Origin of the sequence: Pseudorhizobium halotolerans, assembly GCF_902153235.2 — a bacterium.
GTDB classification, from domain to species: domain Bacteria; phylum Pseudomonadota; class Alphaproteobacteria; order Rhizobiales; family Rhizobiaceae; genus Neorhizobium; species Neorhizobium flavum.
In genome coordinates this window covers 506797-522861 of sequence record NZ_CABFWE030000011.1, presented here as the reverse complement: position 1 = coordinate 522861, position 16065 = coordinate 506797, and the positions used below count along the sequence as shown (strand labels likewise).

At 62.3% G+C, this 16065-nt stretch carries 16 protein-coding genes; 6 read left to right on the top strand and 10 right to left on the bottom strand.

Going from position 1 to position 16065, the window contains the following annotated elements:
• Nucleotides 1-36: 36 nt before the first annotated feature.
• From FN060_RS17850 to FN060_RS17835, 4 genes are read right to left on the bottom strand one after another with little or no spacing between them, the layout of a single operon-like run.
• Nucleotides 37-1152, bottom strand: a complete 1116-nt coding sequence (locus FN060_RS17850) for a C4-dicarboxylate TRAP transporter substrate-binding protein (protein WP_142589258.1) — start codon at nucleotides 1150-1152, stop codon at nucleotides 37-39.
• A gap of 41 nt (nucleotides 1153-1193) precedes the next feature.
• Complete coding sequence (locus FN060_RS17845; RefSeq protein WP_052639960.1) at nucleotides 1194-2069, bottom strand: amidohydrolase family protein; 876 nt, start codon at nucleotides 2067-2069, stop codon at nucleotides 1194-1196.
• On the bottom strand, nucleotides 2066-2536 hold the full coding sequence (locus FN060_RS17840; protein ID WP_142589257.1) for a MarR family winged helix-turn-helix transcriptional regulator: 471 nt from the start codon (nucleotides 2534-2536) through the stop codon (nucleotides 2066-2068). The genes FN060_RS17845 and FN060_RS17840 overlap by 4 nt, the downstream gene beginning before the upstream one ends.
• Before the next feature lies 1 nt (nucleotide 2537).
• Nucleotides 2538-3341 carry a crotonase/enoyl-CoA hydratase family protein gene (locus FN060_RS17835; protein WP_142589256.1) on the bottom strand — a complete coding sequence of 268 codons (804 nt, stop codon included), beginning with the start codon at nucleotides 3339-3341 and terminating at the stop codon, nucleotides 2538-2540.
• A 110-nt stretch (nucleotides 3342-3451) separates the two neighbouring features.
• Between FN060_RS17835 and FN060_RS17830 the strand changes: the two genes are divergently transcribed.
• From FN060_RS17830 to FN060_RS17815, 4 genes are all read left to right on the top strand, one after another.
• Complete coding sequence (locus FN060_RS17830) at nucleotides 3452-5308, top strand: feruloyl-CoA synthase (RefSeq protein ID WP_142589255.1); 1857 nt, start codon at nucleotides 3452-3454, stop codon at nucleotides 5306-5308.
• Entirely contained in the window at nucleotides 5305-6066 is a 762-nt protein-coding gene (locus FN060_RS17825; protein ID WP_142589254.1) for an SDR family NAD(P)-dependent oxidoreductase, read from the top strand. The genes FN060_RS17830 and FN060_RS17825 overlap by 4 nt, the downstream gene beginning before the upstream one ends.
• Nucleotides 6067-6072: 6 nt before the next feature.
• A complete protein-coding gene (locus tag FN060_RS17820; protein WP_142589253.1) occupies nucleotides 6073-7656 on the top strand; it encodes an acyl-CoA dehydrogenase family protein in 1584 nt (527 codons plus the stop codon).
• Nucleotides 7657-7763: 107 nt separating this feature from the next.
• The gene (locus tag FN060_RS17815) at nucleotides 7764-8594 is read left to right on the top strand and encodes a phosphatase PAP2 family protein (RefSeq protein ID WP_244665848.1); all 831 of its coding nucleotides are present in this window, start codon (nucleotides 7764-7766) and stop codon (nucleotides 8592-8594) included.
• A 31-nt stretch (nucleotides 8595-8625) separates the two neighbouring features.
• On the opposite strand, the gene FN060_RS17810 is transcribed toward FN060_RS17815, so the two are convergent.
• The 4 genes from FN060_RS17810 to FN060_RS17795 are packed head-to-tail and all read right to left on the bottom strand — an operon-like array spanning nucleotide 8626 to nucleotide 12064.
• A complete protein-coding gene (locus FN060_RS17810; RefSeq protein ID WP_142589251.1) occupies nucleotides 8626-9693 on the bottom strand; it encodes a 4-oxalomesaconate tautomerase in 1068 nt (355 codons plus the stop codon).
• Nucleotides 9686-10357 (bottom strand): 4-carboxy-4-hydroxy-2-oxoadipate aldolase/oxaloacetate decarboxylase, encoded by a 672-nt coding sequence (locus tag FN060_RS17805; protein WP_142589250.1) that lies wholly within the window; start codon nucleotides 10355-10357, stop codon nucleotides 9686-9688. The genes FN060_RS17810 and FN060_RS17805 overlap by 8 nt, the downstream gene beginning before the upstream one ends.
• A gap of 1 nt (nucleotide 10358) precedes the next feature.
• Nucleotides 10359-11315: a VOC family protein gene (locus tag FN060_RS17800; protein WP_142589249.1), complete on the bottom strand. Its 957-nt coding sequence runs from the start codon at nucleotides 11313-11315 to the stop codon at nucleotides 10359-10361.
• Nucleotides 11316-11326: 11 nt separating this feature from the next.
• Nucleotides 11327-12064 (bottom strand): PIG-L deacetylase family protein, encoded by a 738-nt coding sequence (locus FN060_RS17795; RefSeq protein ID WP_142589248.1) that lies wholly within the window; start codon nucleotides 12062-12064, stop codon nucleotides 11327-11329.
• 156 nt (nucleotides 12065-12220) lie between these two features.
• On the opposite strand from FN060_RS17795, the gene FN060_RS17790 reads away from it, so the two are divergent.
• Entirely contained in the window at nucleotides 12221-13108 is an 888-nt protein-coding gene (locus FN060_RS17790) for an NAD(P)-dependent oxidoreductase (protein WP_142589247.1), read from the top strand.
• On the top strand, nucleotides 13105-14280 hold the full coding sequence (locus FN060_RS17785; protein WP_142589246.1) for a LysR family transcriptional regulator: 1176 nt from the start codon (nucleotides 13105-13107) through the stop codon (nucleotides 14278-14280). Before FN060_RS17790 ends, FN060_RS17785 begins: the two co-directional genes overlap by 4 nt.
• A 6-nt stretch (nucleotides 14281-14286) precedes the next feature.
• Here FN060_RS17785 and FN060_RS17780 read toward each other — a convergent pair whose 3' ends face one another.
• Nucleotides 14287-14814, bottom strand: a complete 528-nt coding sequence (locus FN060_RS17780; RefSeq protein WP_142589245.1) for an RNA pyrophosphohydrolase — start codon at nucleotides 14812-14814, stop codon at nucleotides 14287-14289.
• Entirely contained in the window at nucleotides 14811-16016 is a 1206-nt protein-coding gene (locus tag FN060_RS17775) for a divergent polysaccharide deacetylase family protein (protein WP_142589244.1), read from the bottom strand. The genes FN060_RS17780 and FN060_RS17775 overlap by 4 nt, the downstream gene beginning before the upstream one ends.
• Nucleotides 16017-16065 lie beyond the last annotated feature (49 nt).

The window sequence follows — 16065 nt, the reverse complement described above, 5'->3', positions numbered from 1 at the left end:
GGGGTGGGTCGCGGGGACGAGCCCCGCGACGGCGCGTTACATGCCGTAGGTCTCGAAGTCGACCTTGCTCCAGACTTCCTCGTCCAGGCGCTTGGCGATCTCCTGCGGATCGCTGTTGGCCTCCTTGACGATGCCTGTCCACTTCTCGACGAGGTCCGAGAAGCGAGCGACCCGCTCTGCGGCATCGGCGAAGCCGAAGCGTTCCTGAGACACTTTTGCGGCCGTCTCCTTGTCCGCTTCGGCGAAGGCCTCTACTGCCTCGACGAATGTCGGATCGGGCTCGACGAACTCAATGCCGGCCTTCTCGGCGGCGGCCTTTGCCTCGGCGGCCATCTCGTATCCCCACCTCTGGGTGAAGATGACGTTGGCCTCATTGGCGGCAGTCGCCAGTTGCTTGCGCTCCTCGGCGCTCAGGCTTTCCCAGGTCGTGTTGGCGACGGTGAAGTCAGAGGTGGCGTGGTAGGTGCCCAAAGGCACGAAGGTGATGTTCTTCACCAGTTCGACGAGCCGGAAAGACAGAAGGTCCCCGATCGACGCCATTGATCCGTCGATGACACCCTGTGACATGGATTCGAAGGTGTCGCCGACGCCGATGTTGGCGGGAACAGCACCGAAGTGCTCGGCCCACCGCGAGAACGGCGCTCCGCCGCTGCGCAGCCTCAGTCCCTTGACATCTTCTGCCGTCCGCACCGGCTTGTTGGTGAGCAGGGCATAGACATCCGACGATCCCGAGCCGAGATAGGTGACGCCGAATTTCTTCAGCTCTTCCTGGCATGTGTCGCAGGTGACCATGTATTCAGTCATCGCCGCTGCCATGGCATGCGGTTCGCGACCGGAGAGAGCCAGCTCGCCGGCAAGCGACATGTTCGGAAGATCGGCGGGGAAGTACAACGGCAACAGGTTGCCGATCTCGACGAGTTGGCTCTGGAGTCCATCCTTCATCTGGCCGAGGCCGACAACTTCGGGCCCCAGAACCTGAGCCGTAAGATTGCCGCCGGAAACCTCCGGAAGGAGTTCCGCCAGTTTCGAATAAAGGTGGCTGTGCGATGGATGCGCCGGCGGTGCGCCGGGTGCAATGCGAAGTTCACGGGCATCGGCGGTGGTTGCGGCAAGTGCCGCTATTCCCGCCAGTATTCCAAGCATGCGTCTCATGTTCGTTCCCTCCCAGTTGGAACATGTTGCAGATGGCAGTTCTAAAGCTTCAGCAGTTTGCGAGCATTCTCCTTGAGGATCAGCGGGCGAACTTCGTCGCGGATCTCAATCCCTTCGAAATCGGCGAGCCATCGGTCCGGTGTAATTGCCGGCCAGTCCGAGCCGAACAGCATCTTGTGCTTCAGCATGGTGTTGGCGTAGCGGACCAGGATCGGCGGAAAATACTTGGGGGACCAGCCTGACATGTCGATGTAAACGTTCGGCTTGTGTGTCGCGACGGACAGGGCCTCCTCCTGCCAGGGAAAGGATGGATGCGCCAGGATGATCGGCATGTCGGGAAAATCCGCCGCGACATCATCGAGATAGATCGGGTTCGAGTACTTCAGGCGCATGTTCATGCCGCCGCGCATGCCGGCACCAACGCCGGTCTGGCCGGTATGGAAGAGGGTAATCGCGCCTTCCTCGGCAATTGCCTCGTAAAGCGGATAGGCACTACGATCATTCGGATAGAAGGCCTGCATCGTCGGGTGAAACTTGAAACCCCGGACCCCGAATTCGCGCACGAGCCGCCGCGCCTCGCGGGCGCCAAGCCTTCCCTTTGCGGGGTCGATCGACGCGAATGGAATCATGATGTCAGCGTTCCGCGCGGCGATCTCGGCCACTTCCTCGTTCTCATAGCGTCGGAAGCCGGTCTCGCGTTCGGAATCGACCGGAAAGATGACGCAGCCGATCCTGCGCTCGCGGTAGTACGCAGCCGTCTCCTCGACCGTCGGCAGCATGCCCTTGGCGCCGGCAGGGTTCTTGAAGTATCGGGCCATCCCGGCCTGGAACTCGTCGTAACCGTCATCCCGCGGCCCACAACAGGGCTCCTCGGCATGGGTGTGGATGTCGATCGCGATCAGGTCATCGACGTTCATCGTGCCTCTCCCTCCCGCAGTCCAACATACTTCTGCAGAAGCGATATCAATTGCGTGCGCTCCCCGTTACTCAAAGGCTCGCCCGTCGTTTCCTCGTAGGAGAAGAACTCGGTGCTCGACGTCTCCACTGCCTGCCGGCCCTTGGCGGTGAGCGTAAGCTCCACGGCCCGGCGATCGGCCTCGGGTGTCCGGCGCGACACCAGTCCGAGATCCTCCAGGACGCGGATCAACTTCGTCATATGCGCCCGCTTGATCATCAGGCGCTGGCCGAGAAGGCTCTGCCGGATGCCGGGATTGCGCGCGATTACCCACAGGACCGAGAACTCCCCAGGCTTCAATCCGCGCGGGCCACGATCGGAGAAGAATTCCTCGAAGGCCCGCAACTGCGCAAGGCGCAGGAGGAAGCCGAGCGAGCCGGAAAGCTCATCAAGCTTCACCCTTTCGATGCGTCGCGAGGAGACATCCATGTCAGCCGCCTCCCGCCGCTCCGGGCGCCTTCACCCGCGCGGCCCGTTTATCGAGAAAGGCTCTAAGCCGTTCCTCCGCTTCCGGGCTGGTGGCGGTAAAGGAGGCGATGAAGGATTCGACGAACAGCCCGTCCTCCTTCGCCATGTCCTGAATGCGCGGAAGGGCGTTGATGACGGCATAGTTGGAGATCGTCGCATTGCTAGCTGCCGCCAAGGCAAGTTCCTGCGCTTTCCGGCGCGCTTCTCCCGTATCGACGACATACTGGACGAGGTTCCAGCGTTCGGCTTCCTCGGCAGTGGCGACGCGGCCCGTCAGCATCATGTCCGTCATCCGGGCGGCGCCCGCGAGGCGCGCCACGCGGACCGAGCCCCCACCACCAACGAAGATGCCTCGCTGTCCTTCCGGAAGCGCAAAGAAGGCAGACCGCTCGGCGACACGGATATGGGTCGAGGCAGCCAGTTCTAGGCCGCCGCCGACCACGGCTCCATGCAACGCCGAAATCCACGGGATGGTGCCATGCTCGATGGTGCCGAAGACGGCGTGCCAACGGCGAGAGCCGCGTATGCCTTCGATGGGCGTTTTCTTCACATGTTCGGCGAGGTCGAGGCCGGCGCAGAAGTGATCGCCGTGACCATAGAGCACTGCCGCCTTCGCCTCACTTTCGGCGCGTGCGACCGCATCTGCGATCATTTCCACGAAGCTGTCGCTGATCGCATTGCGCTTTTCGGGCCGGTTGAGGCCGATGTGCGCAATCTCGCCCTGAAGTTCGTAGCTGACGAAATTGCGTGCCGGCTGGTCGGCCATTCTGTCGCTTCTCCCTCGTCTCGGGCTCACCCGTTCCTCGTATAATTGTTTACGAGGAGATTGTTTCCTTGTAAACAAAAATTCGACAGCAATCTCTGGGAGGAGGTGTCATGGCCGGCAAAGCGGTGCGGGAGGCGCAGCTGTGGTCGCCCGTTCTTCGTTGGGAGAACCGTCCGAATGGCGAGATCCTGATCTGGCGGGAGGATCAGCTCGGTCCCTATCCGGCGAAGATGAACGAGCGGCTGGTCCACTGGGCCAGGACGGCGCCCGATCGCGTCTGGATGGCGGATCGCGAAGGAACGGACGAATGGCAGACCGTGAGCTATCGAGATGCGCTCAAGTGCGTTCGCAGCATCGGCCAATTCCTCCTGGATCTCGGCCTTTCCGTTGATCGACCACTGCTGATCCTCTCGGAGAACTCCATAGCGCATGCGCTGATGGCGCTCGGCGCCCAGCATGTCGGCGTGCCGTCGGCGGCGATCGCGCCGGCCTACGCAACCAGCGCAACAGGTCTGGCCAAGCTGGAGGATGTCGTCCGGCAGATCACGCCGGGGCTCGTGTTCGCCGAAAGCAATGATGCCTTCCGCAATGCCGTCGATACGGTTTTCGGTTCCGAGTTTCCCGTCGCAGGTGTCAGAGATCTTCCGGTCGAACGGGCGAACACCTACTCGTTCGAGGAAATACTCCGCACCCAGCCTGGGCCCGAGGTCGACCGTGCATTCGATGCCGTGGGGCCGGATACGGTGGCAAAATTCCTCTTCACCTCCGGGACGACCGGTTCACCCAAGGCCGTGATCCAGACCCAGAGAATGCTGTGCTCGAACCAGGAGATGGTCGCGGACTGCTATCAGTATTTCCGCGAGGAGCCGCCGGTCCTGGTCGACTGGGCGCCCTGGAACCACACCGCGGCAGGTAACAAGTGCTTCAATATCGCGATCTACAATGGGGGGACCTATTACATCGATCGCGGCAAGCCCGCTCCCGCGTTGATCGGCCAGACGATCGCCAACCTGCGTAACGTGTCGCCGACATGGTACTTCAACGTTCCGGCGGGCTTCGAGATGCTGGTTGAAGCCATGCGGCACGATGAACTGCTACGGAACAGCTTTTTCAAGGATCTCAAGATGCTGATGTATGCCGGCGCGGGAATGGCGCAGCATACCTGGGACGCACTCCTCGAGCTCTCCGAAAGCGCGATCCAGCAGCATGTACCCTTGTGCACTGGAATCGGATCGACAGAGACCGCACCCTTCGCGCTCTTCTGCACCGAGCCGCAGGATCGGCCGGGCAATATCGGGATACCGGCACAGGGCGTGACGATGAAGCTCGTTCCCTTCGACGACAAATATGAACTTCGGCTGAAGGGGCCGAACGTCACGCCCGGCTACTGGCGCAACGAAAAGCTTACCGCGGAGGCGTTCGATGAGGAAGGCTTCTATCGCATCGGCGACGCAGTCCGCTTCGCCTGCGCGGGTGATCCGCGCAAGGGCTTCTACTTTGACGGCCGGACGGCCGAGAATTTCAAGCTGCAGACCGGCATCTGGGTCGCGGTCGGCGTGTTGAGAGCCCAACTCGTCAACCAGTTCGGCGGCCTGGTCCGCGATGCGGTGATCGCAGGCGAAAACCGCCTGGAGCTGGGAGCGCTTCTCGTCCCGTTCATGCCGGCACTACGGGCCTTGGTCGAGGATGGGGCGAGCATGAGGGACGAGGAGATACTCGACCACCCCGCGGTGCGGAAGGCGATCGCCGGCAAGCTTGCCGAGCATCAGCGCGCCGCCAGCGGTTCGGCAACCCGTGTGATGCGCGTCATGCTGATGCGTGAGCCGCTGCGCTTCGACAAGGGCGAGGTGACAGACAAGGGGTCGATCAACCAGCGGGCGGTTCTTGCGCATCGTGGAGAGCTCGTCGAGGCTCTTTACGGCGATGGTCGAGACGTCATTCGGGTAGAAAAGGAGCTTGCGGCATGAAGATTGAAGGATCGAGCGCGATCGTCACCGGTGGCGGATCCGGGCTGGGCGAGGCGACCACCCGACTGCTCGCCTCTCAAGGAGCTATCGTTCATGTCTTCGACAGAAACGAAAAGGCGGCCCGGCAGGTTGCTGAGGATATCGGAGGCGTGCCGCTGGTTGGCGATGTCGCCAACGAAGACGATGGCAAGCGGGCTGTGGACACGGCTGCAAAGGCAGGGGACGGCCTGCGTATCCTCGTCAATTGTGCCGGTATTGCCGCTGCCGGACGGATATTGGGACGCGAGGGGACACTGCCCCTCGCGGATTTCGATAGGGTGATCCGCATCAACCTCGTCGGTACGTTCAACATGATGCGACTGGCGGCCGAGCGGATGGCGGCTGCCGACGAACGAGAGGACGGTGCGCGCGGCGTGATCGTCAATACGGCCTCGGTTGCCGCGTTCGAGGGGCAGGTCGGCCAGGTGGCCTATTCCGCTTCCAAGGGAGGCATAGTCTCGATGGCGCTGCCCGCCGCCCGTGAACTCGGGCGCTTCGGGATCCGGGTCAACACAGTTGCTCCCGGGATCTTCCTGACGCCCCTGCTACTGGCACTGCCGAAGGAAACGCAGGACAGCCTCGGTGCAGCCATCCCCTATCCCTCCCGACTCGGGAATCCCGCCGAATTCGCCGAGGCCGTTCGGTTTCTGATAGAGAATCAATACGTCAACGGCGAAGTCATCCGTCTCGACGGTGCCCTTCGGATGCAGCCGAAGTAGGCGCGGATGTCGTTTCGGGATCAGGTCGACAGGACGCTTGCCGCGCTCGCGGTGACGCCTGGCTGGCGGCAATTGCAGCAGCGCCGGCCAGACTGCGACGACGAGACCGTCGCCGAAATCCTCCGTCAGGCGGGGGGCTTCGCAGAGCGCGTGCTTGCGCCCCTCAACGCTCCCGGGGATCGCCAGGGAGCACAACTGCTTGAGGGCCGGGTGCAGACGCCCGCAGGATTCCGTGAGGCCTTCCGCAGCTATGGCAAGGCTGGTTGGCTTGCCATCGATCTTGCCGAGGCCGGTGGCGGGCAAGGACTGCCGCTGACGGTCCAGGCCGCATGCGGGCCTCTGTTCGAACGCGCCTGTGTCGCGCTCATGATGGTGGCAGGGTCGACCCGTGCCGCAGCCCACCTGATCTGGGAGGCCGGGGACGAACAGCTTATCCGGGAGTGGGTGCCGAAGCTTGCCACGGGAGAGCGCACCGCAACGATCTGCATCTCGGAAGCCGATGCCGGTTCAGATGTGGGACGGCTCCGGACAAAGGCGGAGAGGGTAGGGGACGACTGGCGGATCTCCGGCCGGAAAACCTGGATCTCCTTTGGCGACCACGACCTGACCGAGCGCATCGGTCACTGCCTACTGGCGCGGACGGGGAGCGAGCCCGGCACAAAGGGGCTAAGTCTCTTCCTGGTTCCGAACTTGATCGAAGGGCAACCGAACGGCATCACTGTAGAGCGGCTGGAGGACAAGATGGGGCTCCACGCCTCGCCGACCTGCACGCTGAACTTTGACCAAGCGCGCGGAACGTTGATCGGTAGTGAGGGACGAGGGCTCGTGCAACTCTTCCGCATGATCGAAGTGATGCGACTGCAGACGGCCTGCCAGGGGCTTGGACTGGCATCGGCCTCCGTAGATGTTGCAGAGCAATATGCGAAGGAAAGGCGTCAGGGAGGTTCGTCAAGCAGTCCTCCGGTTCCGATCGCAGAGCATCCGGATGTTCAGCGCCAGCTGGAGGAGATGCGTCGACGAACGGAGGTTCTACGGCTGGCAGTCCTTGAACTGGCGGCCACAATGGATCTTGTGGCCTACGCACCCAATGACGAGAGGCGCCGAGAGCTTGAAAGTTTCTGCGCCTGGATGCTGCCGCTGATCAAGAATTTCGGCGCGGATGCCGGCTTTAGCGTCGCCAATGCTGCAATCCAGGTGCTCGGCGGCGCGGGTTATACACGCGACTGGCCGCTCGAGCAGTATCTCCGCGATGCGCGTGTCATGACCATCTACGAAGGCACGACGGGCATGCAAGCGCTGGACTTCCTCACCCGCCGGCTCTGGCGGGACGATGGGAACGGTCTGCGACAGCTCAAGGTAAGATTGCAGGCCGATCTGTCGTCAGCTGTTGATCTTCATCCCCAGGAGGCGAAGGTCTCCCAGGAGAGACTCGATGCCTTCGACGACTTCAGCCAGCGGATGATGTCGTTGCAGGCCAAGCCCGAGAAGGCGCTCTATCATGCGCATGACTACTTCTTTTCCGGGTGGGAAGCCGTCTCGGCCTGGATGGATCTACGACTCTGCCGCATCGAGGACCGTCTTCGACGGTAATGGTGGACGCTCTCAAAAGCCTGGAGTTCTGTTGAGGGGCGGTCAGCCGCCATTGCAAGCGGCGCGATATCTTCCTATCAGCATCATCGGAAGCTATGGGAGACCACATGGGCGCCGCATTGGGGGACAGCAGACCGAGGATAGCCGCGGGTTTCGAACGCCTGTTCTCTCCCCCTGTCGTGCCTTACCCGAAAAGACGAGCGCCGCTGGAACGACCCATCCTGATCCTTGGCATTTTTCTGCTGCTTTCAGTTTCGCTGATGCTTTCGGCAGATCTCACTCTTGGCCGCTGGATGAAGGATTTTCCTGCGGAACTTCGCCCCTTCGCCCAGTGGATCACGGACCTGGGTGAAGGCGTTGAGATTCTGGTGACGAGCGGTATCGTGCTTATCCTCAGCGTTCTCGTCCCCTCCAGCCGATTGCGTCGACGGGTGGTGGTCGGCGCAAATTCCATCACTGCGGCAGCAGCCTTCATCTTTCTGTCAGTCGCCGGAGGCGGGCTGACGGCTGCGCTGGTCAAGAACGTGATCGGGCGTGCACGGCCCAAGCTTCTTGAAACCTACGGGCATCTACACTTCGAACCCTTCACGTTCGACTCCGACTTTGCTGCGTTTCCATCGGGACACTCGGCGACGGCCGGTGCGATGGCGATGTCGCTGGCGCTGGTCTTTCCCCGACTGCGCTCGCTTTTCATCCCCGTCGGCGTGTTGATCACGCTGTCACGACAGCTGGTCGGCGCCCATTGGCCCAGCGATACGCTAATGGGCTGGGCTGTCGGAGTGGCTTTCGCACTCTGGATGGCGCATGTGTTCGCCCGCCGCCGCATGATGTTCTTCTACGACAGGGACGGGTGCCTGCGGCGCAAAGAGGGTCGTCGGGTCATGCAGGCGCTCTGGAAGGCTGCGACCGGAGGCGCCGGAGTGGCGAAGCCAAGTTAAACCGAGCACGTGGTTTGGGACCGCGATCCGGTTACGGCGCCGGGAAAACCCTGCCATCGAACAGCTTGCGCGCCGTGCGGAGCGTCCCTACTCCGGTGATCTTCCCGTCCGGATCGCGATGAACGAGAACCTCGGCCGCACCGCTCGGATGCTCGACGAGAAATCGTTCGTCATCAGGCAGTTCGGCAATGCCGGCGGCGACCGAGCCGGGCAGCGTGCATGCAGTCGCGACGCTGACGGCTGCGAAGACTCCGATCGAAGCGTGGCAGCGATGCGGGATGAAGCTGCGGGTGCTGATCGTCCCACCCTGTTGGGGAGCCGAAACCAGTGTCATCTTGGGGACCGACTTTTCTGCAACGTCGCCTAGGTTCATCAGCGGTCCTACCGCAAGCCGTATCGTTTCCAACCTGCGCTTCAGGTCGGCATTGCCATCCAGATCCTCCCGGCTTTCGCTGCCTGTGAGGCCGAAGTCCGAAGCGCGGAGGATGACGATCGGCATGCCATTGTCGATCAGCGTGCACTCGACGCCTTCAATGATATCGCTGACGTTTCCGGAGGGCAGGAGCGCTCCGCACATGGAGCCTTCCGTGTTCTGAAACAGGAGGGGGATTGCCGCATGATGGCCGGGAACGCCGTCGATGCGCGCGTCGCCCTCGTAGCTCACCCTGCGACCGGGAGTGGAGACTCTTGCAAGCGACACTTCCCCGGTGTTGAGCATGTGCACGCGGACCGGTGTCACGCCATCTTCGGCAGATACAAGGCCCCGCTCGATGGCTGCGGGGGCTGTGGCTGCCAGGATATTGCCGCAACCCTGGGCATCCGTGACCACGGCCTGATCCACGAAGACCTGCAGGAAGAGGTAGTCGATGTCCGCGTCGGGTCGCGAAGAGGGGGAGAGTATGGCCACCTTCGACGTGAGCGGATCGGCTCCCCCTATGCCATCGATCTGCCGTGCGTCAGGAGATCCCATGATCTTCAGGAGCAGGTTGTCTCGTTCTTTCGAGTCGGAGGGTAGATCCGAGGCAAGGAAAACGGCTCCCTTCGACGTTCCACCCCGCATCCAGAGACACGGGATGCCGTCCGCGTAAGGATCAGACATATTTCAGTCCTTTCTCCGCAAGCCTTTCGCGCATGGAGTAGATGTCGAGACCAAGCTCGCCAGACGCCAGGCGCTGACGCTTGGCCTCTTCGGCAGCCAAGCGCTTCTCGGCGGCAATCGCTACAGTTTCGGCCTCGGCCCGCTTGACGACCACCACGCCATCGTCGTCCGCAACGATGATGTCACCGGCTTCGATGGCAGCGCCGGCGCAGACGATTGGAACGTTCACTGAGCCAAGTGTCTCCTTGATCGTACCCTCGGCCGAGATTGCCTTGGACCAGACAGGGAAGCCCATCGCGGTCAGGTCGCGAATGTCGCGCACGCCGGCGTCGATCACCAGGCCGCGGCAGCCACGGGCCTTGGCTGAGGTCGCCAGAAGATCACCGAAGTAGCCATTGTCGCAAGGCGAGGTCGGCGCGAGCACGAGGATATCCCCTTCGCGGAGCTGCTCGATTGCAACATGAACCATCCAGTTGTCGCCGGGAGGGGCAGAGATCGTCACCGCTGAACCGGCGACCTGTGCACCGGCGTAAATAGGACGCATGTAGGAGGCGAGGCAGCCGCGTCGGCCCTGCGCCTCATGAACCGTCGCCACGCCAGCTGTGGCAAGCCGGTCGATCACCGACGGGTCGGCGCGCTCGATGTTTTGAACCACGACAGCCACCTTAGTGCTCCTTCTTTACCGGCGGCGTCCCGTGCGTATGGAACGTCTCGATCGTCTTGAGACCCCAGGCCTGCCCCTTCTTGCGGTCAGCCTCCGTCCAGACGACGGGCTTCCAGTCCGGTGCGAGGATCAGCCGGGCCCCGGCATTTGCCAACTCTACCCGGTTTCCTGCGGGCTCCCAGACATAGAGGAAGAACGTGCCCTGGATGGCGTGCTTGTGCGGACCTGTCTCGATATGGACCCCGTTCTGCAGGAAGATGTCGGCTGCCCGAAGAATATCCTCGCGCTGGTCGGTTGCATAGGTGACGTGGTGCAGGCGTCCGCTGCCCCCCCCGTGTTCCTCAGTGCAGGCGAGGTCATAGGTCTTGTTGTTCACCGTGAACCAGCAGCCGCCGATACGGCCATTGTCGAGCTGGATCATCTCCGTCACGCGGGAGCCGAGGCAGGTCTCCATAAAGCGCCTGAATTCGGTCACGTCGCTGGACAGCAAGTTCAGGTGGTCGAGCCGACGCGGTGCGGCGCCGGTGAAGGCCGACGCCGTGTTCTTCAGGGCAGCCCGCTCCGCCACGATCTGCGGCTGGTACCAGTTGGTATCCCAGTAGATCTCGAAGATGTGGCCAAAGGGATCCTCGAAGCGGAACGCCCTGCCGTGACCGAGATCGCCGTCCGTCCAGCCATGGACTTTGTAGCCGGAGGCTTCGATCACCTCTACTCGCCGCTCAAGCGCTTCGGGTGAGGTCGCCCGGTAGGCAACGTGGCCTATGCCGGTTTGATGATGGCGCGTCAGCTTCAGCGAGTGGAACTCGTAGTCATCCCATGCCCGAAGATAGGCAGACGTCTCGTCCTCACCCGAAAGCTTCAAGCCATAGACGCGGGTGAAGAAGTCGAGGCTTTCTTCGTATCTGTCGGTGTACATTTCCACATGCGCGAGATGCGCGATGTCGTGGCAGGGCTCCATGCTCGCGCTCCTTACAGCTCATCCACTGTTCGCGGGAAGATCGACTGGAAGCCCTCTGCATACTTGCAGTCGCGGCCACCAGACTGGCCACCGGAGTTCCGCTTGAAGTGATTGGCGCGGTTGATGGCAACGCGCGTGTAATACTCCCAGAGGTGCTCCTGGCCCTCCATGCACTCGATTGCTGCCCGCTTCTTGGCCCAGACAGGGGTGATGTCGAGGAAGGTGTCCGGCTTCCAGCCCATCTGCTCAGTCTGGTGCGGCTCGAACAGATAGAGTTGCGGTGCGCCAAGAACCTTCTGGCCGGGATTGTGGCCCCAAGCCTGGGCAATCATCCGGCACTCAAGCGCGACCTGCGTCGCATACATGTGATCTGTGTTGTAGGGATCGTACTGCGAGTGGCTGAGCATAAAGCGCGGCTGGACCTGTCGAATGACATCAACCAGCGCGTTTTTGTTCTCGCGCGTCAGTTCCAGGGGATAGTCGCCAAGATCCATACATACCAGGTCGTGTACGCCAAGAGCCTCGGCAGCGCGCTCGGACTCTGCGCGCCGGGCATCCTTGACGCGATCGAGCGTCATGCCCTCCTGCTTCCAGAGCTTGGCGCTTTCACCGCGCTCTCCGAACGACAGGCAGACGACGGTGACGTTGTAGCCAAGTTCCGCATGAAGCGCGATCGCGCCACCGCACCGCCAGACAAAGTCGGCGGCATGGGCACTGATGACGAGGGCAGTCTTGTTCTCGCTGGGCATAAAGGCCTCCCTGATATTTCCTTTAGCCTAGGGTTGCTTCGTGTGCTCCTCCAGATCAAATGGAAAGGGGTCCGAAACGGATAAGTTTAAGCTATAGTCTCTGGATTTGCAGACTGTGCCTTGCCACACTCGCGCTCTGATCGAAGGAGATGGCTGATGACTGATACCGCAAGGAATTTCCCGAGAGTCACCTTCGTGGGCTTCGGCGAAGCAGCGCACGCCGTCGCCTCCGGCTGGCAACTCGCGCCCGAACGTAGTGTTCGCGCTTATGATCTGAAATTGCAGGATCCGGAAGCTGCCGAGCAGGTGACGATGCGCTGTGTAGCGGCAGGCGTGGAGCCAGTGGCAAGTCTTGAAGAGGCTTTGGACGGGACGGGCCTAATCTTCAGCCTCGTGACGGCGGACCAGGCGCTGGAAGCTGCCCGTGCAGCCGTGCGCTATCTAGCGCCGGGGGCTTACTGGCTGGATTGCAACTCGTGCGCGCCGCAGACGAAGCAGAAGGCGGCTGCGCTTATCGAGGAAGCCGGCGGCCGCTATGTAGATGTTGCCGTCATGGCGCCGGTCTATCCGAAAAGGCACCAGGCGCCGCTTCTGCTGGCAGGACCTCATGCAGGTGAAGTGGCTGGCCTGCTCGAACAATTGGACATGCGCCCGCGCCTCACGGGGGAAAAGGTGGGCGATGCGTCGAGCGTGAAGATGCTGCGCTCCGTGATCATCAAGGGCCTGGAGGCGCTGACCACCGAATGTCTGCTTGCGGCGCGAAGGGCTGGCGTCGAGGATGCGGTGCTTGCCTCGCTGCAAGCCTCCGATCCGGGCATAGACTGGCACGCCCGGGGATCCTATAACCTCGAACGGATGATCGTTCATGGCGCCCGGAGGGCCGCCGAGGTCGAGGAAGTCTGTGTGACTCTGCGTGAATTCGGGTTGCCCGATTGGATGAGCAGCGGCACGGTCAGGTGGCAGCGGACCATCTCCGATCTGCGTCTCGATCCGGGCGACGACGATTTGGCACAGCGCTGCGACGGCGTGCTCCGCACCCTATGATTCCCCGCAATCTCAGACATCTGAGGTTCTTCGCCGCCGTTGCGGAATTGAAGTCGCTGACGGCGACGTCGGAGAAATGGCATCTTTCCCAGCCGGCGGTCACCCAGGCGATCAACAAGCTGGAGCGGGAGGCGGGCGGGCCGCTGTTCGATCGAACCGGTCACGGGTTCTTTCCCACACCGCGCGGAGAGATCCTTCTCAAGCGCGTCGAGAGCGCATTCGCACTTCTCGACCCGATCCTTGGCGAAATCTCGCCGCGGCTGCGGATCTCCCTGACCTATGCTCAACTGCAGGCTCTGATCGCTGTCAGCGAAAGCGAGAACTTCACCCTTGCGGCGCGGCGCCTCGGTCTGGCCCAGCCAACCGTCCATCGCGCGGTGACGCAGATCGAACAGGAGGCCGCGCGAACCCTGTTCGAGCGGACATCCTTTGGAAGCCTGCCGACGCGCCTGTGCCAGGCGCTGGCGCAGGCAGCGCGTCTTGCCATCTACGAGTTCGATCAGGCCGATGCGGAACTCGCACAGTTCGATGGAAGCGAGGCTGGTGCGGTCGTGATCGGCGCAATGCCGCTAGCCAGATCGATCCTGCTGCCGCGCGCGCTTGCGCGGTTCCGCCAACAGTACCCCGCAATCGCTGTCCGCATTATCGACGGAACCTATGATGCCCTTCTGGGAGACCTGCGGCGAGGCTCGATCGACTTTCTCGTGGGCGCCCTGCGCGAGCCTGCTCCCATAGAGGATGTCGTTCAGGAAAGGCTGTTCAACGACCGACTTGCGCTTCTCGCCCGGCCGGACCATCCGCTCGCAAAACAGACCTCGGTGAGCATAGATGATCTTCTTGCCTATCCCTGGGTGGTGCCTCGGCTCGGGACGCCGACACGAACGCAGTTCGAGACGCTGTTCACATCAGAGGGCAAGGCGACGCCGCAGCAGCTGATTGAATCCGGATCGCTTCTCTTGATGCGGGGCCTTCTCAGTGAAAGCGATCATCTCGGCTGCATCTCCCGCCACCAGTCGATGCCGGAATGTGATCACGGGCTGCTGGCGCAAATCAATTTCTCCACCGATCACCTCATTCGTCCGATCGGGCTCACCTATCGCGGGAACTGGCAGCCGACCCGGATACAGCAGCAGATGATGGAGATCATCTCGGAGCTTTCGCCAGACGGCTGAAGTTCGTCAGGCTGCCGTCTTGCCGAGGTGAGCGAACTCCGAGACGACGCGCTCATAAACGTTGCGCTTGAACGGGATGATCAGGCCGGGAAGTTCGTCCATGGGCTTCCACTCCCAAGCATCGAATTCGGGGGCGTGGTCGCCCGGCGGCGGGTTGATCCGAATTTCGCGCTCGTCGCCTTCAAAGCGGAAGGCGAACCAGCGCTGTGTCTGGCCGCGGTACTTTCCTTTAAGTCCGATGCCGATCAGGTGGGGCGGGAGGTCGTAGTTGATCCAGTCCCGGCTCTGCCCGAGCAGAGAGACAGTCTCGATGCCGGTCTCCTCATAGAGTTCCCGATAGGCAGCCTCCAGCGGATCCTCATCCTTGTCGATGCCTCCCTGCGGCATCTGCCAGAGCTGCGGCGAGCCATCATACTCGGAATTGCCCTCGGCAATGCGACGTCCTGCCCAGACCAGCCCGTCGTGATTGAGGACCATCACGCCGACGCAGCGTCGGTAGGGGAGGTCGTCGGCGGTTTTGGAGAATTGACTCATTGGTTCACCTCTGCGCGGTAGCCGGTCGGGTCGTCGGCCAAAGCCGAGACGCCCACGATCTCGATCCCGCGGCGGCTCGCCTCCTGAACCCATTGGCGGATTGCCTGCACGGACTCGTCGAAGGCCGAAGCGACACCGATAGCACTTCCCTTTCGCAGCGCAAGACGTTCCAGGTCGTCAAGCTTGCGCAGGATCGCCGCGGTTTCCACCTGACCGTCCAGCGTCATGTCGGCAAAGGCATGGGGCAAGTCGATTGCCTTGGCGAGTGTGCCGCTTGTGGATCGTGCGGATGAGCCATCGTCAAGGAACAGCAGGCCGCGGGCGCTCACGTCGCGCAGAAGGGGTTCCAGGGCATCGACGTTGGAGAGCAACCGTCCCCCGAGATGGTTCATGATGCCCGTATAGCCTGTGATGCTTGCCATCGCTTCATGCAGCCGCTCCAGGTTCTTCGCCTGCGGTGCGTCGACGAGCAAGGTGTTGGGATCGCTTTCCGGATCCGAGGAGCCGAAAGGCTCCATGGGGACCTGAAGCAAGATTTCGTGGCCTTGTCTGCGAGATGCCTGCATCCACCGCTGGAGGCTGTTTCCGCTTGCGGCGAAGGCGAGGGTAATCTCCGACGGCAGTTCTTCAATTGCGCGCTGCGTCCCCGTCTGGCTCAACCCGAGTCCGCCGACGATAATGGCGATGCGAGTTCCGCGCGCACCCGACCACGGGCGCGCATAGTGATCCATGGGCCGCAGTCCATCAGGGCCGACCACGGGCAAGGGACCGTAGGGAGAATCCTCCAGAAGATCCTCATTGGGCGTCCCGGCCAGCCTTGGGTCCTGTCCGACACGTGGCGCCTGGAGGATGAGCGGCTCACTGCCGCTGCGCAAGCCGGGCGAATATTTGGTCACCACCGCTCCGTCGTCGGTGGTCAGCCGTTCGACGCCTGGCCCCGTTTCGGATCCGCTCCGACGAGCGTCCCCGGCTTGTGACGGGGCGGATCGCGCGATCTCGGATTGAGGTGTCTGCTGCTGTTCCGACGGGGTGCCGGGCGAGGATGCTCGAAAGCGGCTTCCCTCCGACATCGTGTAGAAGGAGAGGGCCAGAACCGCCGTCGTAAAGGCTGCGCCCCCGGCAAGCGAGGGTGTGAGGCGAATCCACCGTCTTCTTCCGGCCGGTCTGTTCTGTCCGAGCGGGGCGTGAAGGTCAGGGTCCAAGGGAAGGTCCGGGATGGATGCCGAAGGTGAAGAAGCCGGAGGTTTGCTC